At 73.7% G+C, this 24,071-nt stretch carries 18 protein-coding genes; 14 read left to right on the top strand and 4 right to left on the bottom strand.

Translation table 11 applies throughout. The annotated features are described in order from the left end of the window. Positions 1–101: 101 nt before the first annotated feature. The 8 genes from ACR80Q_RS14945 (at position 102) to ACR80Q_RS14910 (ending at position 10,557) form a co-directional block, all read left to right on the top strand. Positions 102–1,877 (top strand): BCCT family transporter, encoded by a 1,776-nt coding sequence (locus tag ACR80Q_RS14945; protein WP_435378435.1) that lies wholly within the window; start codon positions 102–104, stop codon positions 1,875–1,877. Beyond that, positions 1,874–2,365 (top strand): (deoxy)nucleoside triphosphate pyrophosphohydrolase, encoded by a 492-nt coding sequence (locus tag ACR80Q_RS14940; RefSeq protein ID WP_435378434.1) that lies wholly within the window; start codon positions 1,874–1,876, stop codon positions 2,363–2,365. Before ACR80Q_RS14945 ends, ACR80Q_RS14940 begins: the two co-directional genes overlap by 4 nt. Further along, entirely contained in the window at positions 2,362–4,308 is a 1,947-nt protein-coding gene (typA, locus tag ACR80Q_RS14935; RefSeq protein ID WP_435378433.1) for a translational GTPase TypA, read from the top strand. Before ACR80Q_RS14940 ends, typA begins: the two co-directional genes overlap by 4 nt. Before the next feature lie 110 nt (positions 4,309–4,418). Then, positions 4,419–5,405: a PIG-L family deacetylase gene (locus ACR80Q_RS14930; protein WP_435378432.1), complete on the top strand. Its 987-nt coding sequence runs from the start codon at positions 4,419–4,421 to the stop codon at positions 5,403–5,405. A 179-nt stretch (positions 5,406–5,584) separates the two neighbouring features. Continuing rightward, positions 5,585–7,582, top strand: a complete 1,998-nt coding sequence (locus ACR80Q_RS14925) for an AAA family ATPase (RefSeq protein WP_435378431.1) — start codon at positions 5,585–5,587, stop codon at positions 7,580–7,582. Positions 7,583–7,667: 85 nt separating this feature from the next. Beyond that, complete coding sequence (locus ACR80Q_RS14920) at positions 7,668–8,120, top strand: hypothetical protein (protein WP_435378430.1); 453 nt, start codon at positions 7,668–7,670, stop codon at positions 8,118–8,120. Next, positions 8,117–8,647, top strand: a complete 531-nt coding sequence (locus ACR80Q_RS14915; protein ID WP_435378429.1) for a flavin reductase family protein — start codon at positions 8,117–8,119, stop codon at positions 8,645–8,647. Before ACR80Q_RS14920 ends, ACR80Q_RS14915 begins: the two co-directional genes overlap by 4 nt. Positions 8,648–8,817: 170 nt before the next feature. Then, positions 8,818–10,557, top strand: a complete 1,740-nt coding sequence (locus tag ACR80Q_RS14910; protein WP_435378428.1) for a VanW family protein — start codon at positions 8,818–8,820, stop codon at positions 10,555–10,557. A gap of 30 nt (positions 10,558–10,587) precedes the next feature. On the opposite strand, the gene ACR80Q_RS14905 is transcribed toward ACR80Q_RS14910, so the two are convergent. After that, a complete protein-coding gene (locus tag ACR80Q_RS14905; protein ID WP_435378427.1) occupies positions 10,588–10,848 on the bottom strand; it encodes a hypothetical protein in 261 nt (86 codons plus the stop codon). An 88-nt stretch (positions 10,849–10,936) separates the two neighbouring features. Between ACR80Q_RS14905 and fdxA the strand changes: the two genes are divergently transcribed. From fdxA to ACR80Q_RS14890, 3 genes are all read left to right on the top strand, one after another. Continuing rightward, positions 10,937–11,269 carry a ferredoxin gene (gene fdxA, locus ACR80Q_RS14900; RefSeq protein ID WP_435378426.1) on the top strand — a complete coding sequence of 111 codons (333 nt, stop codon included), beginning with the start codon at positions 10,937–10,939 and terminating at the stop codon, positions 11,267–11,269. 23 nt (positions 11,270–11,292) lie between these two features. Next, positions 11,293–12,450, top strand: a complete 1,158-nt coding sequence (dapC, locus tag ACR80Q_RS14895) for a succinyldiaminopimelate transaminase (RefSeq protein ID WP_435378425.1) — start codon at positions 11,293–11,295, stop codon at positions 12,448–12,450. Between the two features lie 71 nt (positions 12,451–12,521). Further along, positions 12,522–13,814: a citrate synthase gene (locus ACR80Q_RS14890; RefSeq protein WP_435378424.1), complete on the top strand. Its 1,293-nt coding sequence runs from the start codon at positions 12,522–12,524 to the stop codon at positions 13,812–13,814. Between the two features lie 74 nt (positions 13,815–13,888). On the opposite strand, the gene ACR80Q_RS14885 is transcribed toward ACR80Q_RS14890, so the two are convergent. The 3 genes from ACR80Q_RS14885 to dapD form a co-directional block, all read right to left on the bottom strand. Further along, positions 13,889–17,680, bottom strand: a complete 3,792-nt coding sequence (locus ACR80Q_RS14885; RefSeq protein ID WP_435378423.1) for a reprolysin-like metallopeptidase — start codon at positions 17,678–17,680, stop codon at positions 13,889–13,891. Between the two features lie 140 nt (positions 17,681–17,820). After that, complete coding sequence (locus tag ACR80Q_RS14880) at positions 17,821–18,816, bottom strand: hypothetical protein (RefSeq protein ID WP_435378422.1); 996 nt, start codon at positions 18,814–18,816, stop codon at positions 17,821–17,823. 89 nt (positions 18,817–18,905) lie between these two features. Beyond that, the gene (dapD, locus tag ACR80Q_RS14875) at positions 18,906–19,883 is read right to left on the bottom strand and encodes a 2,3,4,5-tetrahydropyridine-2,6-dicarboxylate N-succinyltransferase (RefSeq protein WP_435378421.1); all 978 of its coding nucleotides are present in this window, start codon (positions 19,881–19,883) and stop codon (positions 18,906–18,908) included. A gap of 71 nt (positions 19,884–19,954) precedes the next feature. Here dapD and dapE point away from each other — a divergent pair, with 71 nt between their 5' ends. The 3 genes from dapE (at position 19,955) to ACR80Q_RS14860 (ending at position 23,883) form a co-directional block, all read left to right on the top strand. Beyond that, positions 19,955–21,073: a succinyl-diaminopimelate desuccinylase gene (dapE, locus tag ACR80Q_RS14870; RefSeq protein ID WP_435378420.1), complete on the top strand. Its 1,119-nt coding sequence runs from the start codon at positions 19,955–19,957 to the stop codon at positions 21,071–21,073. A 60-nt stretch (positions 21,074–21,133) separates the two neighbouring features. Further along, positions 21,134–21,910, top strand: a complete 777-nt coding sequence (locus ACR80Q_RS14865) for an LOG family protein (protein WP_435378419.1) — start codon at positions 21,134–21,136, stop codon at positions 21,908–21,910. A 131-nt stretch (positions 21,911–22,041) separates the two neighbouring features. After that, a complete protein-coding gene (locus tag ACR80Q_RS14860; RefSeq protein WP_435378418.1) occupies positions 22,042–23,883 on the top strand; it encodes an LVIVD repeat-containing protein in 1,842 nt (613 codons plus the stop codon). Positions 23,884–24,071 lie beyond the last annotated feature (188 nt).

Raw genomic sequence — 24,071 nt, 5'->3', positions numbered from 1 at the left:
CGTCACGGGCCTGACCGAAGTTGAGAACGAGGCCGATGCGCGCGATGGTGGAGGGCCCCCAGCCCGCCACGCGTCGTCTCCCCGGCGACGGAGGAGTAGTCATGTCTGCACCGCCCGCACCGTCCGACCGAGGCCACGACCACGAGGTCCCCGCCACCGCCGAGGCGACCAAGGGGTCGGCCGTGGCCGCACGGGTGTTCTGGCCCAGCGCCGCCATCATCGCGGTGTTCGTGCTGTTCGCCGTCGTCCTGCCCGGGACCACGGGCGAGGTCATCGGTGCCGTCCAGGGAGCCGTCATCGGGGTGTTCGGCTGGTACTACGTGCTGCTGATCGCCGCCTTCGTCGCGTTCTCGGCCTTCGTGGCGTTCAGCCGCTACGGGGACCTCCGCCTCGGACGGGACGACGAGGTGCCGGAGTTCGGGCTGCGGTCCTGGTTCGCGATGCTGTTCAGCGCAGGCATGGGGATCGGCCTGGTGTTCTGGGGGGTGGCCGAGCCGCTGAACCACTTCGCCTCCCCGCGCCCCGGCTTCGAGGGCAACGACAACGACGCCGCCATGCAGGCGCTCACCACCACCTACCTGCACTGGGGCGTGCACGCCTGGGCGATCTACGTCGTCGTCGGCCTGGCGGTCGCGTACTCCGTGCACCGCAAGGGCCGCCCCATCTCGATCCGCTGGGCGCTCGAGCCGCTGGTGGGCGAGAAGGTCGCCCGCGGTGCCTTCGGTGACGTCGTCGACGTCATCGCGGTCGTCGGGACGCTGTTCGGCGTCGCCACCTCGCTCGGGCTCGGTGTCCTGCAGCTGTCGGCCGGGCTCGGCTTCGTCGGCCTGCCCGCCGAGGGCCTGCTCTGGCAGAACGTGCTGATCGCGGCGATCACCGGGCTCGCGGTCATCTCCGTGGTGACCGGCGTCGCGAGGGGCATCCGGGTCCTGTCCAACGTCAACATGGTGCTGGCCGCGGTCGTGCTGCTCTTCGTGCTCGTCGCCGGACCCACCCTGTTCCTGCTGCGCGAGTTCGTGGCCAGCCTGGGCGCCTACGCCACCGACGTGCTGCGCCTCACCTTCGACACCTCCTCGCTGCAGGGGGCCGAGGGGCAGGCGTGGCAGGCGTCGTGGACGACGTTCTACTGGGGCTGGTGGATGTCCTGGGCGCCGTTCGTCGGGGTCTTCATCGCCCGGATCTCGCGCGGGCGGACCGTCCGGCAGTTCGTCCTGGGCGTGCTCGCGGTCCCGACCCTGATCACGTTCCTGTGGTTCTCGGTCCTGGGCGGCACGGCGCTGCACCGCGAGCTGTTCGGCTCCGGCGGCCTGATCGACGACGAGGGTGGCGTGGACACCAACCTGTCGCTCTTCCTCGTGCTCGACGGGCTGCCGCTCGGCGGGGTCGTCGCCGTCGTGGCGCTCCTGCTCATCGTGTCGTTCTTCGTGACGTCGGCGGACTCGGGGTCGCTGGTCATCGACATGCTCGCCTCCGGCGGCAACACCAACCCGCCGGCCTGGAGCCGGGCGATGTGGGCCTCGCTGACCGGGCTCGTCGCGGCCGCCCTGCTCACGGTCGGGACGCTGTCCGGGGCCGAGGACGGGGCGCTGCTGGCGCTGCAGACCATGGCGGTCATCATCGCCCTGCCGTTCTCGTTCGTCATGATCATGATGATGGTCGCGACGTTCAAGGCCTTCCGGGGGGAGTGGGCCGAGGTCGACCGCGACCGTCGTCGCCTGCGGCAGCGGCGGTTGACCAACCAGATCGCCTCCGACCTGCAGCTGACCAGCTTCCACACCGACGACGACCGCCCCGTGCCGACGGCGGACGTGGCCTCGGAGGACCCGGTGCCCAGCGGCGCCGTCGTCCCCGACGACCAGCGGCCCGCCGGCGCGTGAGCCCGCAGCCCGGCGCCCGCCGCCTCGTGGTGGGCGCCGCCGTGGTCGACAGCCTCGCCTCGCCCACGCGCCTGCTGGCGGCGCGCCGGACCGCACCGGCCGAGCTGGCGGGGTTCTGGGAGTTCCCGGGGGGCAAGGTCGACCGTGGGGAGACACCGCAGCAGGCGCTGCACCGCGAGCTGGCCGAGGAGCTCGGGGTCCGCGTGGTCCTGGGCCACGAGGTCGCCCCGGGCGGGGCCGGCGAGACCGACCCCGTGCACGGCGAGGTCTGGCCCCTGGGGTCCTCGCTGGTGCTCCGGCTGTGGTTCGCCGAGCTCGTCGGGATCAGCCCGCCCGACCTCCCCGAGCCCCTGCAGGACCACGACCGGCTGCGCTGGCTGGACGCCTCCACCCTGCTGGACGTGGCCTGGTTGCCGGCCGACGCCGAGGCCGTCAGGACGCTCGCGGACCTGATCGTGCCGTCTCTGCGGCACACTGGTACCCCGTGACCACCTCTGAAACTGCTCCCGCACACGCAACGCCCGGCTCCGCACTGCGCCACGACCTGCGGAACGTCGCGATCGTCGCCCACGTCGACCACGGCAAGACGACCCTCGTCGACGCCATGCTGTGGCAGTCCGGGTCGTTCACCGCGCACCAGGCCGAGAACGACAGCGTGCGCGAGCGCGTCATGGACTCCGGCGACCTGGAGCGTGAGAAGGGCATCACGATCCTCGCCAAGAACACGGCCGTCCGGTACACCGGGCCGGCCGCGGCACGCCACGGCGCCCCCGACGGCGTGACGATCAACATCATCGACACCCCCGGCCACGCGGACTTCGGCGGCGAGGTCGAGCGCGGTCTGTCCATGGTCGACGGCGTCGTCCTGCTCGTCGACGCGTCCGAGGGTCCGCTGCCCCAGACGCGCTTCGTGCTGCGCAAGGCCCTGCAGGCGCACCTGCCGATCGTCGTGGTCGTCAACAAGGTCGACCGGCCCGACTCCCGCATCGAGGAGGTCGTGAACGAGACCTTCGACCTGATCCTGGACGTGGCCGACGGCACCGGCGTGGACGAGGAGTCCCTGCTGGAGATCCCGATCGTCTACGCCGTGGCCCGCGACGGCAAGGCGTCCATGACGCGGCCCGAGGACCGGACCCCGATCGACGGCGACAGCCTCGAGCCGCTGTTCGAGACCCTGATGACCCACATCCCCGCCCCGCTGGACACCCGTGACCAGCCGCTGCAGGCGCACGTCACCAACCTGGACGCCTCCCCCTTCCTGGGCCGGATCGCCATGTGCCGGGTTCGTTCGGGCACCATCAACAAGAACGACACCGTCACCTGGTGCCGCACCGACGGCTCGTTCCAGAAGGTCAAGGTGTCCGAGCTGCTGATGACCGAGGCGCTCGAGCGCGTGCCGGTCGCCAGCGCCGGGGCCGGCGACCTGATCGCCATCGCCGGGATCGCCGACATCATGATCGGCGAGACCCTGGCCGACCCCGAGAACCCGGAGCCGCTGCCGCTCATCACGGTCGACGAGCCGGCGATCTCGATGACCATCGGCACCAACACCTCGCCGCTGACCGGCCGGGCCCGCGGTACCAAGGTCACCGCCCGCCTCGTCAAGGACCGCCTCGACAAGGAGCTCATCGGCAACGTGTCGCTCCGCATCCTCCCCACCGAGCGGCCCGACGCGTGGGAGGTCCAGGGCCGTGGTGAGCTCGCGCTGGCCGTGCTGGTGGAGCAGATGCGCCGCGAGGGCTACGAGCTGACCGTCGGCAAGCCCCAGGTCGTCACCCGCGAGGTCGACGGCAAGGTCCACGAGCCGTTCGAGCAGATGACCATCGACGTGCCCGAGGAGTACCTGGGCGCCGTGACGCAGCTGCTGGCCGCCCGCAAGGGCCGGATGGAGCAGATGAGCAACCACGGCACGGGCTGGGTGCGGATGGAGTTCAAGGTCCCCGCCCGCGGCCTGATCGGGTTCCGGACCCAGTTCCTCACCGACACCCGCGGCACGGGCATCGCCCACCACGTCTTCGACTCCTACGGCCCGTGGGCCGGAGAGATCATGACCCGGCAGAACGGCTCGCTCGTCGCCGACCGCACGGGCGTGGCCACCAGCTTCGCGATGGTCAACCTGCAGGAGCGGGGCTCGATGTTCGTCGAGCCCGCCACCGAGGTGTACGAGGGCATGATCATCGGTGAGAACGCCCGCACCGACGACATGGACGTCAACATCACCAAGGAGAAGAAGCTCACCAACATGCGAGCGGCCAGCTCCGAGGAGTTCGAGCGCCTCGTGCCGCCGCGCCTGATGAGCCTGGAGCAGGCCCTGGAGTTCCTGCGGGACGACGAGTGCGTCGAGATCACCCCCGAGGCGGTCCGGCTGCGCAAGGTCATCCTCGACGCCACCGAGCGCGGCCGCGCCAAGGGCAAGAACAAGAAGGGCTGACCCACGGCCCCAGCCCCCGCCGAGACCGCGGTGATGCCCGCTCGTCCCGCCCCGGGACCGCGCACCGTCGCGGTCTCGGCGGTTCGGGTGCGGCGGCGGGGGAGGGGCACGTGACGCTCCGGCTGCTGCTGGTCCACGCCCACCCCGACGACGAGACGCTCAACCACGGGGCGACCGTGGCCGCGGCGCTCGCGGCCGGTCACGAGGTCGACCTCGTCACGTGCACCCGGGGCGAGGAGGGCGAGGTGATCGGGGCCGAGCACGCGCACCGCGTCAGCCACGGCGACGACACCCTGGCGGACGCGCGCGAGGCCGAGCTCGCCGCCGCGCTGCGGGTGCTGGGGACGGCCTCGCCCGACGGGGCCGCGGTCGCCCACCACTGGTTGGACGGGCTGCCGTCCGCGCCCGGCTCGCCGGCCCGGCCGGGGGACCGCTACCGCGACAGCGGGATGGTCGTGCTGCCGGGCGGCCGCGCCGGGGTGCCGCCGGACGTGCGTCCCGAGGGCTTCGCCGTGGCGGACCTGGACGAGGCGGCGTCCCGGCTGGCGGGGCTGGTGGTGCGTCGTCGGCCGCACGTGCTGCTCACCTACGGCGCGCACGGCGGGTACGGGCACCCGGACCACGTGATGGCCCACCGGGTCGCGCTGCGGGCGCTCGCGCTCGCGGACGCGTCGTGGCGGGTCCCGTGGGCCTACGGCGCGGCCGGCGACGTCACGGCGCTGCGCCGCTGGCTGCGCCGCCGCGTCGACCCGGCCGCGTGGGACCCCGACGGCCCGCTGCCGCAGATGTTCGTGGCACCGACCTCGATCGACGCGACCGTCGACGCCTCGCGGTGGCTCGAGGTCAAGGCCGAGGCGCTGCGGGCGCTGCCGACGCAGGTGCGGGTCCTGCCACCGGACCCCGCGCAGGAGCCGGCGTTCGTGCTGTCCAACGAGGTGCCCCAGCCGCTGTCGGGGGTCGAGCCCGGGCGGCTGCTGCGCGCCGTGCCCGGCGACGCCGACCTGCCCGACGGCCCGGTCGACGACCTGCCCGACGGCCCGGTCGACGACCCCGTCCGGGCCCTGCTGCTGCCGCCGGGGACCACGCCCAGGCCGTGACCGTGGTGTGCGCACCCGGTCACGGCCCGTGACCAGCACTCCCGGGCCGCTGCCCCAGCCGGGTGAACCCCGCGGCATCACCGCAGGTCACGGACCGGGCAGGGTGTCGTCGGGCGTGCCCCGGGGGAAACCTGTCCCCGAGCGGTCGGGTCCCCCCGGCCGCGTCAGGAGGAGGTCCCGTGAGCGCACCAGCCCCCACGACCCGGCGGCGTTCCAGCGCCGACGTCGGCATCGCCCGGGAGAGGCTGCGGCAGCGGCGGCTCGGCAAGGTGGCCCTGCTCCTGCTGCCCCTGCTGGCCTGGATGTGGTTCCGGATCATCATCGGCGCACCGTTCTTCCCGCAGCTGCCCGCCGTCGACCCGTTCCTCCTCATCGTCGGGTTCTTCTTCCTCGTCCTCATCTTCGTGATGGTGGGCATGCAGGTCGTGGCCCGCCGCAGCCCGCACGTCACGTACCGCCCGGACGAGATCGACGTGCGGCTCGACGACGTCAAGGGCCTGGGGCCGGTGCGCGACGAGGTCGACCGCACCCTCGACCTGTTCCTGGCGGGTCGGTCCTTCCGCGAGGAGCTGGGCGGGACGCCCCGCCGCGGCGTGCTCTTCGAGGGCCCGCCCGGGACCGGGAAGACGTACACGGCCAAGGCGATGGCCCGGGAGGCCGGGGTGCCGTTCCTGTTCGTGTCGGCCACGTCGTTCCAGTCCATGTACTACGGGGCCACCGCCGGCAAGATCCGCTCCTACTTCGCGGCGTTGCGCAAGGCCGCCCGCACCGAGGGCGGGGCGATCGGCTTCATCGAGGAGATCGACGCCATCGCCATGACGCGCGGCGGCATGTCGGCCACGCAGGCCCCGACGGGCCTGTCCCCGGCCGGGACGACCCAGCTCGGCTGCGGCGGGCTGGAGGGGCTGCCCGCGGCGTACGTCGCGGCCGCCCCCACCGTGGACCCCGGCCCGGTCCGCCTGGGCTCGATGACCAGCGAGGGCGTCGGTGGCGTGGTCAACGAGCTGCTGGTGCAGATGCAGTCCTTCGACACCCCGTCCCCGGCGCAGCGGCTGCAGGTCGCCCTGGTGGACGCCGTCAACCTGCTGCTCCCGGAGTCGCGGCGGCTGCGCCGGCCGAAGCCCGCCTCGGCCGACATCCTGCTCATCGCCGCCACCAACCGGGCCGACAACCTGGACCCGGCGCTGCTGCGCCCGGGCCGCTTCGACCGTCGGCTCAGCTTCGACCCGCCGGACAAGGCCGGTCGCCGCGAGATCATCGACTTCTACCTCGGCCGCAAGAAGCACGACGTGGAGCTGGACGACCCCGAGCGACGCGACGCGCTCGCCGGGGTCACGCAGGGCTACACCCCGGTCATGATCGAGAACCTCCTCGACGAGGGCCTGATCGGGGCCATGACCCGCGGCGAGGGCGCGATGGCGTGGGCCGACGTCGAGCAGGCCCGGATGCTGGTCGAGGTCGGGCTCGGGCAGCCCGTGGGATACACCGAGCACGAGAAGCGGTTGATCGCCACCCACGAGGCCGGCCACGCGACGGTGGCCTGGCTGGTCGCCCCGCATCGCCGCCTGGAGATCCTCACCATCGTCAAGCGGGCCTCGGCGCTGGGCCTGCTCGCCCACGGCGACCGCGAGGACGTGTACACCCGGTCCAAGCACGAGCTGGAGGGCCTGGTCCAGATCGCGTTCGGCGGGCAGGTCGCCGAGGAGCTGTTCGTCGGGGACGTGTCGACCGGTCCGGGCGGAGACCTGGCCTACGCGACGAACGTCGCCGCCCAGATGGTCGGGGCGGCCGGCATGTGCGACAGCCTGGTGTCGATGGTCGCGGCCGGCGGCGGGCCGTTCGGCGGCGGCCTGGTGTCCCGGGTGCTGGGGGACCGGCAGGGTCGCGAGCAGATGGACGCGCTGCTCAATGAGCAGAAGGCGGTCGTCCGGGGGCTGCTGGCGCAGAACCGGCACCTGGTCGAGGCGCTCCGCGACGCGCTGCTGGCCCGTCACGAGCTGATCGGCCACGAGATCACCGACGTCCTGCAGCAGGCCGCCGACGCGGCCGGGGCCCCCACCCCGGTGGGTGTCGTCGCGGCAGAGGTGGTCCCCGCGGGGCCGGTCCCCACCGGCGGTCCCGGACCGGTCGTGGTCGACCTGCGTGAGAGGAGCACCGTCGCCCCGACGCAGGGCTGAACCGGGCCGCCCGCCACCCCCGCGGCGACGGGCGGTCGTCCCCGTGGTGACGGGGGGCGTCCGGGGCGTTGCGTAGGCTGGTCTGGTGCCTGCCGGTCTGCGTCCTCCGCCCCGCCGCGGACCCCTGGTGGCACGGTTGCTGGCCCTCGGCCTGGTCGGGGTGCTGACCGGCGTGCTGGGCAGCGCCGTCCACCTGACCCGCGAGCCCGTGCTGGGGCTCCTGGTCCCGTACGGCGTCGTGCTGGCCGTGGCGCTCGTCCTGGCCACGGACGTCGCGGTCGCCGCGGCGACCGTGGGGCGGCACCGGCCCGGCCCGGGCGCCTCGCTGCTCGCGGTGGGCCTCGGGCGGGGACTGCTGCTGGGGCTGCTCCTGCTGCCCCGCCCCGCGGGCGACCTCGTGCTGACCGGGCTGCCCGCGTCGACGGCGTGGATCCTGCTGTCCGTGCTGGTGCCGTCGTTCGCGGCCCCGATGACCGTGGCACTGGGCACCCGCAGCCGGCTCGCCCCCGCCCGCGCCGGCGCGCTGGCCGTCCCGTGAACCCCGACCCGGGCCCGCCCCCGGTCGAGCGCGACCGCTACCGGACCGCGATGAGCCGGTTCGCCACCGGGGTCACCATCGTCACCGCCCGCGGCCGTCATCCCCACGCCATGACGGCCAACGCCGTGGCGTCGGTGAGCCTGGAGCCGCCCATGCTCCTGGTCTGCATCGAGCAGGACGCCCGGGTCCACGACGCCGTGGTGGACGACGGTCGGTTCGGGGTGTCGGTCCTGGCCCACGACCAGGCGAGGATCAGCGACTGGCTGGCCTCGCGCGGTCGCCCCCTGATCGGTCAGCTGGACCAGGTGCCGACGCGGACCGGGGCCGTCCTGGGCCTGCCGCTGGTGCAGGGCGCCCTGGCGCAGCTGGAGTGCGAGGTCACCGACGTGCACCCGGCGGGGGACCACAGCGTGGTCATCGGGACCGTGAGGGGCCTCACGGTCCCCGAGCACCCGGCCGACCCGTTGCTGTGGTTCGCGAGCGCCTACCGAGGCCTGTCCGAGGGGCCGCACCACCGGTCCCGGTGAGGGGCGGCGGCACCGGTCCCGGTGAGGGGTGGCAGCCCCGGCCGTGACCAGATCGTTGCCCCCCGACGTCGACCCCGGCGGGGGCAGAGGCGCCTGATCGCGGTGCGGGCGACCTATCCTGGGCCGCGGCGGGGAGTGCCCGCCCCAGCAGCGTGACCAGCGGAGCGTCGATGAGCACCCGGACCACCACCCCGTCCGACGTCACCGGTACGGCCGGGGGCCGCCGCGGCTGGGTCGGTCCCGTCCTGGCCGTCCTCGCCGTGGTCGTCGCCCTGGGGGGCATCTACGTCGGTGCGGCCTACGCCCTGGCCGACCGGGTGCCGTTCAACACGACGGCGGCCGGGGTGGCCATCGGTGGCCGGTCGGCCGAGGAGGCCGTCGCGCTGCTGGAGTCCGAGGTCGGCGACCGCGCCACCCGGCCCGTCCAGGTGTCCGTGGGCGCCGACGTCGACGAGATCGACCCGGCCGAGGCCGGGCTCGCGGTCGACCTGGAGTCCACCGTCGGCTCCGTCACCGGCTTCTCGCTCGCCCCGCAGCGGATGTGGCGCCACGTGGTCGGGGCGGGGCGGCTCGACCTGCTCACCGACGTCGAGGCCACCCGGCTGGACGCCGAGCTGGCCGAGGTGGCCGCGCGGCTCGACGTGCCCGCCGCGGACGGCGACGTGACGTTCCCCGAGGGCGTGCCCACGCGGGTGGACCCGGTCGAGGGCCGGGCCGTCGACGTGGCCGGCGCGTCGGCCGCCGTGCGGTCCATGTGGCTGGCCACCGACGGACCGATCCCGCTGCCCGCCGACACCGTGGCCGTGCAGATCGGGCAGGACGACGTCGACGCGGCCCTGCTCACCGCCGAGGCCGCCGTGGCCGGGGACCTGGTGGTCGTGGTCGGCGACCGCGAGGTCGCCCTGACGCCGGCGCAGTACGGGCCCACGCTGGTGATGGACCCGGTGGACGCCGGCGGGCTGGGCCTCGCGGTCGACGTCAGCGCCCTGCGGGCCGTCACGCTCGCCGCCGACCCGGAGCTGGAGACCGAGGCCGTCGACGCCCAGGTGGTGCTGGCCGACGGTGCCCCGACGGTCGTCCCCGGCACCGTCGGGCGGAGCCTGCCGGAGGACGCGCTCGGTGCGGCCGCCGTGGTGGCGCTCGCGCCGGACGGGGACCGCCGGGCCCTGGTCGAGGGCGCGACGGTCGAGCCGGAGTTCAGCACCGCCGACGCGGAGGCGCTGGGCATCGTCGAGGTGGTGTCGACCTTCACGACCGAGTACCCGGCCGACAACGCGCCCCGGACCAACAACCTGCGGGTCGCGTCGGAGACGATCGACGGCACGCTCCTGGCGCCCGACGACGTCTTCGACCTCAACGAGGTGCTGGGCGAGCGCACCACCGCGAAGGGCTACCAGGCCGCCGGGGTCATCAGCGACGGCGTCTTCACCGAGGGTGTCGGCGGCGGGGTGTCGCAGGTCTCGACCACGACGTACAACGCGGCGTTCTTCGCCGGGCTCGAGGTGCTCGACTTCAAGCCGCACAGCTACTACATCGACCGCTACCCGGTGGGCCGCGAGGCCACCCTGAACTACAGCCCGCCGGTGGACATGCGCTTCCGCAACGACACCGACACCGGCATCCTCGTGCAGGCCGGCATCGGCGGCGGCGAGATCACCGTGACGTTCTGGGGCACGAAGACCTGGGACGTGGAGTCGGTGACGTCCTCGCGCCGCGACGTCCGCGAGGGCGGGGTCCGCTACGACGACTCCGACGAGTGCACCGGCCAGGCCGCCAACACCGGGTTCACCGTCGACACGACGCGGATCTGGCGCGACCTGGACAGCGGCGAGGAGGTCAAGCGCGAGACCAACACCTGGCGCTACTCCGAGGGCGACCGGATCATCTGCGGGACCGACCCCGACGCCTGAGCCCCGGCCCGCGGCCCGACGCAGGGCCGCTCAGGCCCGACGGCTGGCCCGTCGTGCCGGGGGCGGCGGGACGGGCTTGGCCAGCACCACGTCGGCCAGGGCCACCTCGACGTCAGCCGTCCCGTCCTCGTCGCCCGCGGGGACCCGGTCCCGCCGCACCGTCAGGTGCTCGTCGTCCACCCGCAGCAGGGTCCCGAGCGCGTCGGTGGCTCGCCCGTCCGGCAGCAGGTGCCGCACCACGACACGCCGACCCACCCAGCCGGGCAGCCCGGCGACGACAGAGCGCTCCACGTCCGGCATCCTATGGACAGCGACCCGACCGCAGCCGCCAGGACCAGGTCGGGACCCACCCCGCCCGCAGCCCCGAGGAGACCCCACCGTGACCTACGTGATCGCCCAGCCGTGCGTCGACCTCAAGGACAAGGCCTGCATCGAGGAGTGCCCCGTCGACTGCATCTACGAGGGCAAGCGGTCGCTCTACATCCACCCCGACGAGTGCGTGGACTGCGGCGCCTGCGAGCCGGTCTGCCCCGTCGAGGCGATCTACTACGAGGACGACGTCCCCGAGCAGTGGAAGCCGTTCTACGACGCCAACGTCGAGTTCTTCTCCGAGCTGGGCAGCCCCGGCGGTGCGGCCAAGACCGGCGCGCTGGACTACGACCACCCGGTCGTCGCGGCCCTGCCCCCGCAGCCGCAGGGCGAGAACGCCTGAGGCCCCGCCTCAGGCCCGCGACCGTGCCCGTCACCGGACTGCCCGACTTCCCCTGGGACTCGCTGCGCCCCTACGCGCAGCGGGCCCGGCAGCACCCGGACGGCGTCGTCGACCTGTCCGTCGGCACCCCGGTCGACGCCACCCCCGCCCTGCTGCAGCAGGTGCTGGCCGACGCCGCGGACGCGCCCGGCTACCCCACGGTGGCCGGCACCGAGGACGTGCATGACGCCGTCGCGGCCTGGTTCGAGCGGGTGCGGGGCACCGGTCCGCTGCCGGGCCTCGGCGTGATGCCGGTGATCGGCTCCAAGGAGCTGGTGGCGTGGTTGCCGACGCTGCTCGGCCTGGGGGCCGGGGACACCGTCGTCCACCCGGAGATCGCGTACCCGACGTACGACGTGGGCGCCCGCCTCGCCGGCGCCACCCCCGTGGCCGCCGACGCGACGACGGCGCTGGGCCCGGACAGCACGGTGCGGCTGGTCTGGCTCAACAGCCCCGGCAACCCGACCGGTCAGGTGCTGGGTGTGGAGCACCTGGCCAAGGTGGTGGCGTGGGCGCGGTCCCGTGGCGCCGTGGTCGCCTCCGACGAGTGCTACTGCGACCTGGGCTGGCACGAGCGCTGGGACCCGTCCGTCGGCGGTGAGCGCGTCCCCAGCGTCCTGGACCCCCGGGTCACCGGCGGGGACCTGAGCGGGGTGCTGGCGGTCTGCTCCGCGTCGAAGCGGTCCAACCTGGCCGGCTACCGGGCGGCCTTCGTGGCCGGGGACCCCGTGCTGGTCGAGCGGCTCGTCCAGGTGCGCAAGCACGCCGGCATGATCGTCCCGGCGCCCGTCCAGGCGGTCCTCGTCGCGTCGTTGCGCGAGGACTCGCACGTCGCGGAGCAGAAGGCGCGCTACCGGGCCCGCCGCGACGTCCTGCTGCCCGCCGTCGAGCAGGCCGGGCTACGGGTCGACGGCTCCGAGGCCGGGCTGTACCTGTGGGTCACCGACCCGGCCGCCCCGGCGGGCTCCGACGGCTGGGACCTCGTCGCCCGGTTGGCGGAGCTGGGGGTGCTGGTGGCCCCCGGCAGCTTCTACGGTCCGCGTGGCGCACGTCACGTCCGGATGGCCCTGACCGCCCCCGACGAGCGGGTCCGGGCCGCCGCCCGGCGGCTAACGCCTGCTGGCCCCGGTACCAACCGGTAACCTCGGGCGCGACCGCGGCCCCTGCCCGACCGGTGCGCCGCCCGACCAACCGCCAGACACCAGGAGCAGCGATGCCCGACGCCCAGAGCCCGTTCGCGATCACCGGACCCGGCGAGCCCCTCGAGCTGCCCGTCGTCGGGGCCTCCGAGGGTTCCGACGGCCTCGACATCGGAAAGCTGCTCAAGACGACGGGCAAGGTGACCCTCGACACCGGCTTCGTCAACACCGCGTCGTGCACGTCCGCGGTGACGTACATCGACGGTGACGCGGGGATCCTGCGCTACCGCGGCTACCCGATCGAGCAGCTGGCCGAGAAGAGCTCGTTCCTCGAGGTGTCCTACCTGCTGATCTACGGCGAGCTGCCCAGCGAGACCGAGCTGTCCGCGTTCACCGAGCGGATCCAGCGTCACACCCTGCTCCACGAGGACCTCAAGCGGTTCTTCGACGGGTTCCCGCGCGACGCCCACCCGATGCCCGTGCTGTCCAGCGCCGTGTCGGCGCTGTCGACCTTCTACCAGGACTCCCTCGACCCGTTCGACGCCGAGCAGGTCGAGATCACCACCGTGCGGCTGCTGGCCAAGCTGCCGACCATCGCCGCCTACGCCTACAAGAAGAGCGTCGGGCAGCCGTTCCTGTACCCGGACAACTCGTTGTCGCTGGTCCAGAACTTCCTGCGGATGACGTTCGGCCTGCCGGCGGAGCCCTACGAGGCCGACCCGCTGACGGTCAAGGCGATGGAGCAGCTCCTCATCCTGCACGCCGACCACGAGCAGAACTGCTCGACCTCGACCGTGCGCCTGGTCGGCTCCGCCCAGGCCAACCTCTTCGCCAGCGTGTCCTCGGGCATCCACGCCCTGTCCGGACCGCTGCACGGCGGCGCCAACTCCGCCGTGCTCGAGATGCTCACCACCATCCGGGACTCCGACGAGACCGTCGAGTCGTTCATGGCCAAGGTCAAGAAGAAGGAGCCGGGCGTCCGGCTCATGGGCTTCGGGCACCGGGTCTACAAGAACTACGACCCGCGCGCGGCGATCATCAAGAAGACCGCCGACGAGATGTTCGAGCGAACCCAGGGCAACGAGCTGCTCGACATCGCCAAGGAGCTCGAGGGCATCGCGCTCGCCGACGACTACTTCGTCGAGCGCAAGCTGTACCCGAACGTCGACTTCTACACCGGCCTGATCTACCAGTCGCTCGGGTTCCCGACCGAGATGTTCACGGTGCTGTTCGCCATCGGGCGCCTGCCCGGCTGGATCGCGCAGTGGCGCGAGATGATCCAGGACCCGGCGACCAAGATCGGCCGACCGCGCCAGGTGTACACCGGCGCCACCGAGCGCGACTACGTGGCGCTCGGCCAGCGCTGAGCCGGAGCACCACCAGCACCACCACGACGAAGGCCCCCACCGAGGTGGGGGCCTTCGTCGTGCTCAGCGTGCGGTCATCGCACCGTGAGGTTGCCCGAGGACAGGGTGCGCGGCGTCGTGCCCGCGCCGTCCCACGCCGAGGAGTGCACCAGGGTGCTCCCGTCCCACAGCGTCACCGACACCGCGTCGTTGCCGCCCGGGGTGCCCCGGTCGGACACGACCAGCCGCAGCTCCAGACCCGTCGCGACGGTGGTGCCGGTGGCCACGTCGAGCACGGAGACCGTCGCGCGGACCTCCGAGGTGCCGGTGCAGGTCTGGCTGGTGCTGCCGCAGGTCGCCCCGGAGGCGGTCTGCAGCGACGTGCCCAGGGCGTCCAGCGACGTGCTGCGCGCCTCGTAGACGGTGCCGCCGGCGGTGGTGCGGACGGTGACGGAGCCCGTCAGGTCCCGCCCGGCGGTGCTGCGGACGTTGACGGTGGTGGCGACCGCGGTGCCGGGGTCGGCCGCGACCGTGCCGGCCGATGTGGTCGTGGTCGCCTGACCGGTGCCGGACACCAGGCCGGTGCGGGCGGGGAGCACCCGCAGCTGCCAGCTGGTGCTGCCGGTCCAGCTGCCGCCGGCCTGGGCGAGCACGGTGTACGTGCCCGGGGCCAGGTCGACGTCGCAGGTCGCCGAGCCGGTCGTGGCGGTGCCCGCGACGACCTCGTCGACCGCGACCGGGCCGCACAGCGGCCCCGCCGAGGTGGAGTAGGTCACCGTCGCCCGGGTGATGTCGCCGGGGGTGGTGTCGGTGGACCCGGCCACCACCCCGCCGTCGCGCACCGTGGCCCGCAGCGACACCTGGGCGGTGCCGGTCGCGGTCCCGGTGCCGGCGGTGACGAGGGTGTCGCCGACCGGGGTGAGGGCCGCGTCCTCGGCGGTCACGACCACCGTGAGCGCGACGGTGCCGGTGATCCCGGCGTCGTCGGTCACGGTGACGGTCACCGGGTAGGTCCCGGGCTCCGCGTCGACGGTGCCGGCGACGGTCCACGTCCGGGTGCCCGGGCGGGTGTCGTCGGCGCTCGTTGCGCTCGCCAGCAGGCTCAGCCCGGCGGGCAGGCCCTCGGCGACGGCGGCCAGGTCGGACCCGTCGCTGTCGGTGTCGGTGGCGCTGACGGTGACCGCGGGGACCAGGGCGTCGCTGTACTGCACGGTGACGTCACCGGCGGCGTCGGTCGTGACGACCGGGGCCGCGCGGACCGCGAAGTCGGCGCCGTTGACGGCGAAGTAGACGTTGCCGACGGCCTCCACCTTGATGCGGGCCGCGGCCACGCTCACGTCGGGCAGCTGCACGTCCGCCGTGCCGTCGTTGGCGGTCTCGGTCAGGACCTCCCAGGTCTCGCCACCGTCGGTGGTGAGGCTGATCCGCACCTGGCTGGTGCTGATGGGGGCCTGGTCGGTCCCGGCGACGTCCCACGTGACGGTCTGCGTGGAGCCGGCCGCCAGCGCGGTGCCCTCGGTCTGCGAGGTGACCAGGAACGGGCCCGAGCCCGGGGCCAGGGACACCTGGGTGTCGGCGCTGCCGACGCCGCCGGCGCCGGGGTTGCCGTCACGGGCGGTGAGACGGAAGTTCATCGGGCCCGCGTAGACCGACGTCGGCAGGAACTCCGACAGGCAGTCCTTGAGGTCGGCCGGCAGCGGGGTCGGCGACGGCGGCACGGCCTGCGGGCAGGACCCGGTCGCCGCGTTGGTGTTGCCCGCGAGGACCTGGGCCAGGTCGGGGAAGACGCGCTCGGGGTTGCCGTTCACCGCGTTGGTGCCGGCGTTGAAGTACTCCGACGGCGCGTACCGGCTCATGTCGAGCGCGGTGCCGAACTGGCGGAACAGCGGGCCGGAGGTCTTCGCCTGGTCGACCAGGCCGACCGCGGTGAGCCCGCGGTCGTTCTGCTCCCACAGGTACGTGAGCTCGTCGCCGTCGGCGTCGGTGGCGCTGCCGGTCAGGGCGAACGGGGTGCGGTAGGGGATGGTCCAGGAACCCACCGTCTCGACGACCGGGGCGCGGTTGGACGTCTCGGTGACGGTGTGGCCCTGGTTGTCGACGGGGCCGCCCTTGGCGGTCTCGCCGGTGAAGGCCTGCACCCCGCTGCGGCCGACGACCTCGAGCTCGATCGGCACGTCGGTCTGGGCGAGGGTGCCGCCGAAGGTGACCTGGAAGCCGAAGTCGTTCAGGGGTGCGGTGGCGCCGCCGCCGCCCCACGGGGCGACGGTGACGGTGCCCCCGACGGGGAAGTCCCGCAGGCCCTCGATGGCGGCCTTGATCGCGGCCGGCGTGTACCCGGGGCCCCGGACGACCGGGCGGGTGAGGGTGCGGTCCCACCGCAGCAGGAACGCGTCGCCGTCGGTGTCGAAGTTGCGCAGCGACACCGTCTGGACCTCGTTGATGGCCGGGCGGTCCGCGTTCACGAAGGTGTTGACCTCCTGGTAGCTCCGCTGGCTCCAGTAGGGGTCGGTGTGGGGCTGCAGGTCGTCCTGCCGGCAGATGCCGGCGTAGGCCATGATCGAGGACCCGCTGCCGGGCTCGACGGAGTTGGCGGCGCTGCGGTTGCCGCCGGCGCAGTTGGCCTGGTTGCCGTTGAAGGTGTGGTTCGCGGCGAACTGGTGACCGATCTCGTGCGCCACGTAGTCCACGGCGAAGAAGTCGCCCACCGGCTGGGGCAGACCGGTGCAGCCCTGGGCCTTGGCGTTGCCACCGACGGCGCCGAGGCTGGCGATGCCGCCGCCGGCGAGGCCGAAGATGATGTGCCCGACGTCGTAGGCGCTGGCGCCGACGAGCTGGCCGATGACGATCCGGTTGCGCTGCAGGGTGGCGCCGCTGCAGCCGCGGGCCTGCTGCGGGGTGAAGCAGGGCGAGCTGCCGCAGGGGCCGTCGGCGCCGGTCATCTGCGCGGCGGTGTCGAGGTTGATCCGCTCGGTGCCGTCGATGAGCAGCATCCGGATGGCGGACTCGTCCTCGTAGATCTGGTTGACGCGGTTCATCAGCGTGACCTTGGCGTCGATGACGTTCTCGACGCCGAAGAAGCCCGCGTAGGTCGGGTCGGACAGCAGGGCCAGGCGGTACTCGCGCAGCTGCACGACGGGCCCGTCGACGGCCTGCACGGACTGCTCCGACGCGACGGCGCCGTCCAGCAGGTCGCCCACGTGCGTCTCGACGCTGGCCAGGCCCTCGTCGCCGTGCTCGACGAACACGCCGTGCGGGTTCTCGGGCACGTCGGCGGCGTAGTAGCTGGAGTAGAGGCTGTCGTCCAGGTGGTAGTACGGGTCGACGTACCAGGCGCCGTCGGAGCCGCGGACCGACGCGTGGAAGCCCAGCCCGGTGATGTCGGCGCGCACGGTCGTCGTGGGGTCGTCGATGCCGCGGCCGGCGAAGGTCGCGATGTCAGGGTGCTGCGCGGCCAGGCCGGGCTCCATGATCGGTACGGCCTCGACGGCGAACCGCTCGAAACCGCCCTCGGGGCGCGGCAGCGACAGCTCCAGCGGCTCGGCCGTGGGGGCGGCGCGGCGCGCGGACAGCCCGCCCAGCGCGGTGGCCGCCGGGGCGCCCTCCTCGACGGGGGCGGTCGCCAGGGCCTCGACCAGGGCGTCGCGGTCCAGGCGCACGGCGCGGAACTGCTCCGGCTCCAGCACGGGCTCGGCGCCCTCGACCTCGGGGGCGGGGGTGCCGCGCACCGACGACCACACCTCCGCGGTGGCCGAGGGGTCCAGGGCGTCGTCGGCGGACGCGCCCGCGGGCAGGTCGACCATGACGAGGGCGGCGGCGACCAGGGCGGCGGTCGCGACCCCGCCCACCTGCCGTCGTAGTCCGGGCAGGAACGTGGAGCGAGGACGCATGGGGGTGACCTTCCGTGGCGGGACCGGACACGACGGGGTCCGACTCGCTGCGACAGTAGGTGCTCACCGACCGTCCGGGTAGGCCGTTCGGGTGAAATCGCCCGAGCGTGCCCGGTTGGTCCGGAGTGCCGCGGTCCTGCTCAGCCGACGGTGACGCGGACCGTCCCCGCGGCGGGCGCGGGCCGCTCGTCGGACCCCGCCTCGGACCCGGTCTCGGACCCGTTCGTGGTCCCGTCGGCCACGGACGTCCAGCCGTCCCCGGGGCGGGTGCGGTCCCACACCTGGCCGTCCACCTCGACCAGCACGACGTCCCGGGCGGAGGCCATCGCCACCGAGGCGTGCGCGAGCGCCCAGGCCACCCGGTCCGGGTCGGCCGCGCCGGCGACGGACAGGTCGACGACCACCGCCGCGCGGCCGGTGCCCGACGCCGTCGGTCCCGCCGCGTCGTCCCCGGTGCCGACCGGGGCGACGTCCCCGGCCTCCCAGCCCAGCGGGCCGAAGTCGCCCAGGTTGGCGAGCAGCTCGGCCGCCTGCTCGTCCGGGGTCGCCCGGTCCGGGTCGTCCTCGACCGGTCGCAGGTCGCAGGTCAGCGTCGCGGGGGACAACCCGTACAGGGCGCTGGCCAGGGCGCGGCCCTCGCCCTCGTGGTCGGCGTAGGCGTCGGGGAACCCGCTGCGCTGGACCTCCTGGGCGGCGACGGTGACGTCGAGCTCGGTGTACCCGTCGACCTCGACGAGGGCGTCGTAGAACGTGTTCGTGGAGTACAGCGGGTCCTGCACCTGCTCCTCGCTGCCCCACCCCTGCGAGGGCCGCTGCTGGAACAGGCCGAGGGAGTCTCGGTCGCCGTAGTCGATGTTGCGCAGCCCCGACTCCTGGATGGCGGTGGCGATGCCGATCGTCGCGGCCCGGGCGGGCAGACCCCGCTGGTTGGCCACGCCGACGACCAGCGCCGCGTAGACGGCCTGGTCCGGCGCGAGCTCGGCGCGGAGCTCCTCCTCGTCGGCCTCGGGCGGCGCGACCGTCGCGACGCAGGACTGGGCCCGGGCGGCGGGGTCGGGCGCGAACAACCGGGCCGCGGCGGCGACGAGCCCGACGACCAGCCCCACCACCAGCAGCAGCAGGACCAGCAGCACCACCAGTGCCCGGACGAGCCGCGAAGGGGCGCGCCGCCCGTGGCCGCCGCGGCGGGGTCCGGGGTCGGTGGTGGCGATGCCGTCGTCCCGGCTCAGCTGTGCAGCGCCGGGTTGAGCTGCACCCCGACGCCGCTGCGCGGCAGGGCCTCGACCTGACCCGTGACCGAGTTGCGGCGGAACAGCAGCCCGCTGGCCCCGCTCAGCTCGCTGGCCTTGACCACCGTCTGGGAGGCCACACCGTCCTGCGCCCCGGGCAGCAGCGCGACCTTGGTGGCGGCGGTCAGGTACAGGCCCGCCTCGACCACGCAGTCGTCGCCCAGGCTGATCCCCAGCCCGGCGTTGGCGCCGACCAGGCAGCGCTCCCCGACGTGGATGACCTCGCTGCCGCCGCCGGACAGGGTGCCCATGATCGACGCGCCGCCGCCCACGTCCGAGCCCTCGCCGACGACGACGCCCGCGCTGATGCGGCCCTCGACCATCGACGTGCCCAGCGTGCCGGCGTTGAAGTTGACGAAGCCCTCGTGCATGACGACGGTGCCCTCGGCCAGGTGCGCGCCGAGGCGGACCCGGTCGGCGTCGGCGATGCGGACCCCGCTGGGCACGACGTAGTCGGTCATCCGGGGGAACTTGTCGACGCTGGTGACGACCACGCGCTCGCCGGGGTGCGCGGCCAGCAGGCGGGCGCGGGTCTCGGAGAAGCCCTCGACCGGGCAGGGCCCGAGCGAGGTCCAGACGACGTTGGACAGCGTGCCGAACAGCCCGTCCAGGGCGACCTCGTGCGGGTGCACGAGCCGGTGGCTGAGCAGGTGCAGGCGCAGGTAGGAGTCGACGGCGTCGGCGGGGGCGACGTCCAGGTCGATCGTCGTGGTGCGCACCTCACGTCGGACGCCGCGCGCCTCGTCCGCGCCGGCGAGCGCGGCGAGCCGCTCCTCCCAGGCGGCGTCGACGCCGGCCTCGCCGAGGGCGGGCGCGGGGAACCAGGCGTCGAGCACCCGGCCGTCGTGCTCGGCGCCGTGGACGGACCCGTCGACGACGGTGACCAGTGCAGTTCCGGAGGCAGGTCGGCTCATGGTCGACAGCCTAGACAGGCCCCGGGGCCACCTCGGTCCAGCCGGTGCGGTCCGGTCGGTACGGTCCGGTGGTGAGCACCCAGCCTGCCGCCCTGCCCGTCGACGACCCGGTGGCGCTGACCGCGGCCCTGGTCGACCTGCCGAGCGTGTCCGGGGACGAGGCCGCCGTCGCCGACGCGGTCGAGGCGCTGCTGCGCGCCCAGCCGCACCTGCAGGTGCGGCGCGACGGCGACGCGGTGCTGGCCCGGACCGACCTGGGCCGGGCCGAGCGGGTCGTGGTGGCCGGGCACCTGGACACGGTGCCGGTCAAGGACAACGTCCCCTCGTGGCGGGCGGTCCCGGGCGAGGGGGACGACCCCGAGGGCGGTGAGCTGATGTGGGGCCGGGGCACCACCGACATGAAGGGCGGTGTGGCGATGGCGCTGGTCTCGGCCTGCACCGTGCCCGAGCCCGTCCGCGACGTGACCTACGTGTTCTACGACTGCGAGGAGGTCGAGGCGGACCGCAACGGCCTCGGCCGGCTGGCGCGCACCGTGCCCGACTGGCTGGTGGCCGACCTCGCCGTGCTCGGCGAGCCCACCGAAGGACTGGTCGAGGGCGGCTGCCAGGGCACGCTGCGGGTCGACGTGACCGCGCGGGGCCGGGCCGCGCACTCCGCGCGGGCCTGGCGCGGCGTCAACGCCATCCACGGCCTGGGCGAGGTGCTCCTCCGCCTGGCCGCCTACGAGCCGCGTCGCCCCGTGGTCGACGGCCTGGAGTACCACGAGGGCCTGCAGGCGGTCGGCATCACCGGTGGCATCGCGGGCAACGTCGTGCCCGACGTGAGCACCGTGCAGGTCAACCACCGCTTCGCGCCCGACCGCAGCGTCGCGGAGGCGTTCGCCCACGTGCAGGAGGTCCTCGCGGGCCTGGACGTCACCCTCGAGCTGCGCGACTCCGCCGCGGGCGCTCGACCCGGTCTGGACCGTCCGGCCGCGCAGGCCTTCGTCGACGCGGTCGCGCCCGTGGCCGGGCAGCCGCCGCGGGCCAAGCTGGGCTGGACCGACGTCGCCCGCTTCGCCGCGCTCGGCGTCCCGGCGGTCAACTTCGGCCCCGGGGACCCGCAGCTGGCCCACGCCGACGACGAGCGGGTGCCGATCGCGCAGCTGCAGGCCTGCAGCGACGCCCTGGTGCGCTGGCTCCGAGGGTGAGGGCCTGACGAGGCGTCGGCGGCCACCGGCCGGACGCCGGGGTGCGCCTAGGCTCGCCCCATGGACGCCGACGCCGGAGCCACCCGCCGCCCCGGGGACGACGACCCCTGGTACCGCCGCGGACCCATCGGGTTCCGCCGCAGCCAGGTCCCGGCGCAGACCACCGACGAGCGGCTCCTGGAGACCCCCCGGGACTCCAGCTGGCTGCACCAGGACCCGTGGCGCGTGCTGCGGATCCAGAGCGAGTTCGTCGAGGGCTTCGGCGCGCTGGCCGAGCTCGGGCCGGCCGTGTCGGTGTTCGGCTCCGCCCGCACCCCGGTCGACAGCGAGATCTACGCCACGGGCGTGACGGTCGGCCGGCTGCTGGTCGAGGCCGGGTTCGCGGTCGTCACCGGGGGAGGCCCCGGTCTGATGGAGGCCGCCAACAAGGGCGCCTGCGAGGCGGGTGGCACCAGCGTGGGCCTGGGCATCGAGCTGCCCCACGAGCAGGGCATGAACGACTGGGTCGACCTGGCCGTGAACTTCCGGTACTTCTTCGCGCGCAAGACGATGTTCCTCAAGTACTCGCAGGGCTTCGTCGTGCTGCCGGGCGGCTTCGGCACCCTCGACGAGCTGTTCGAGGCCCTGACGCTGGTCCAGACCGGCAAGGTGAGCGCGTTCCCGCTGTGCCTGGTGGGCAGCGAGTACTGGGGCGGGCTGCTGGACTGGGTGCGCTCGACCCAGCTCGCGACCGGGACGATCGCGCAGAAGGACCTGGACCTGCTGCAGCTCACGGACGACCCCGAGGAAGCCGTGGCGTTGATGGTGGCCGCGCGGGACGCCGACCCCCGGACCTGAGACGAGCAGATGCCGAGACCCTGGTCTCACGTCGACTCACCGTACTAACGTTCGGTCGGGTGACCCCACGACGGCTCCCGACGTCGGCCCGTGGCCCTGGGTGAAGGGCAGCTACTCAAAGGAGAGCAGCTATGTCGATCAGAAGAGGCCGGACGAGCTCCGGCCCCGCCTCGCGCCACCTGGCGCGCAGGTCCGTCCAGCTCGCGACCGCGACGGCGCTCGTCGCCGTGGCCCTGGTGCCCGTGGGCGCCCAGGCGCAGGAGAACGACCCCCGGGTGGGCCTCTCGCCCGGCTTCGACGACGCGGGGGAGGCGATCAGCGGCGTCGAGAAGCTCGACCAGTGGAAGAAGAGCGAGGGCGGCCTGTTCGACCCCGCCAACGTCGGCAGCTTCGCGTTCGCCATGTCCGACGCGGCGTTCACCGGGGACCACATGATCGCCGGCAACTTCGGCGGGTTTCAGATCTTCGACGTGTCCGACCCCTCCGACATCGAGCTCCGCACCGAGGTGCTCTGCCCCGGCGGGCAGGGTGACCCGTCGGTCTACGGCGACCTGCTCTTCATCTCCGTCGAGGAGACCCGCGGACGCATCGACTGCGGCACCCAGGGTGCGCCCGGGTCGGTGAACCCCGACCGCTTCCGCGGCGTCCGGATCTTCGACATCAGCGACCTCGACGCCCCCGTGCAGGTGGCGGCGGTCCAGACCTGCCGCGGCTCGCACACGCACACCCTCGTGACGGACCCGGACGACGACAGCAAGGTCTACGTCTACAACTCCGGCACCGCGGGCGTCCGTCCTGCTGCCGAGCTCGCGGGCTGCGAGAACGCCGGCCTCACCCAGGCCCCCGTGACCACCGGCAACCCGACCCAGTGGCGGATCGACGTCATCGAGGTGCCCCTGGACGACCCGGCCTCGGCCGCGGTCGTCAGCCAGCCCCGGATCTTCACCGACGAGGCGACCGGTGCCTACAACGGGCTGCAGAACACCCTGCCCGGCACGCGGCACCCGGCCAGCGAGGTCTACGGCCCGACCAACTACAGCCCGCTGCCCAACACCAACACCTGTCACGACGTGACGGCGTTCCCCGAGGTCGGCCTGCTGGCCGGCGCCTGCCAGGGCAACGGCATCCTCGTCGACATCAGCGACCCGGTGAACCCGGAGCGCATCGACGCGGTGTCCGACCCCAACTTCTCGTACTGGCACTCGGCCACCTTCAGCAACGACGGCACCAAGGTCGTCTTCACCGACGAGTGGGGCGGCGGCACCGGTGCTCGCTGCCGGGTGACCGACCGGCCCGAGTGGGGCGCCAACGCCATCTTCGACATCGTCGACGGTGAGATGGAGTTCGCCAGCTACTACAAGCTGCCCGTGCCGCAGACGAGCTCCGAGAACTGCGTGGCCCACAACGGGTCGATCGTCCCGGTCCCGAACCGCGACATCATGGTCCAGGCCTGGTACCAGGGCGGCATGTCGATGTTCGACTTCACCGACCCGACCGACCCGCAGGAGATCGCGTACTTCGACCGCGGCCCGATCAGCCCGACCAACATCGTGCTCGGCGGGTTCTGGTCGACCTACTGGTACGACGGCGAGGTGCTCGGCACCGAGATCGCGCGCGGCATCGACTCCTTCGGTCTCACCACCAGCGACCACATGTCGCAGAACGAGATCGACGCGGCGCGTGAGGTCGGGCAGGACCAGTTCAACGCCCAGCTGCAGTCGGAGCTCACCGCCGACATCAGCTACGCGGTCGTCGGCTCCCGGCTGGACCAGAACGTCCGGGCGGGCACGCTGAGCGAGCGCGACGGCGAGCGGGTCCAGAAGTTCATCGACCGGGCCGAGCAGTTCGCGGCCGGCCCCCAGCGGCGGGCCGCCTCCGCCCAGCTCGACGCGGCTGCGCGGCAGCTGCGCAACGTCGACGGTCAGCAGCTGCTGATCGCCGACCTCCAGGAGCTCGCCGACACCCTCCCCTGAGGTCCGGCTCCCGGCTCGGTGCCGCCCCCGTCGCAACCGCGGCGGGGGCGGCGCCATGTCGTCGGGCGGCGGCGCCGTGCTGTCGGGGCCCGTGCGTGACGCCGCCGGGTCGCCGGTGTTTCACCCAGGTGACGATCCGGGCGCCACGATGACGATCGGCCCCATCGGCCCTCCTGCCGGTGCCGGGG

It is taken from the genome of Aquipuribacter aurantiacus (assembly GCF_051216895.1).
Lineage (GTDB): Bacteria > Actinomycetota > Actinomycetes > Actinomycetales > JBBAYJ01 > Aquipuribacter.
The sequence above is the reverse complement of the archived record's forward strand: the minus strand, read 5'-3'. Positions and strand labels throughout refer to the sequence as shown.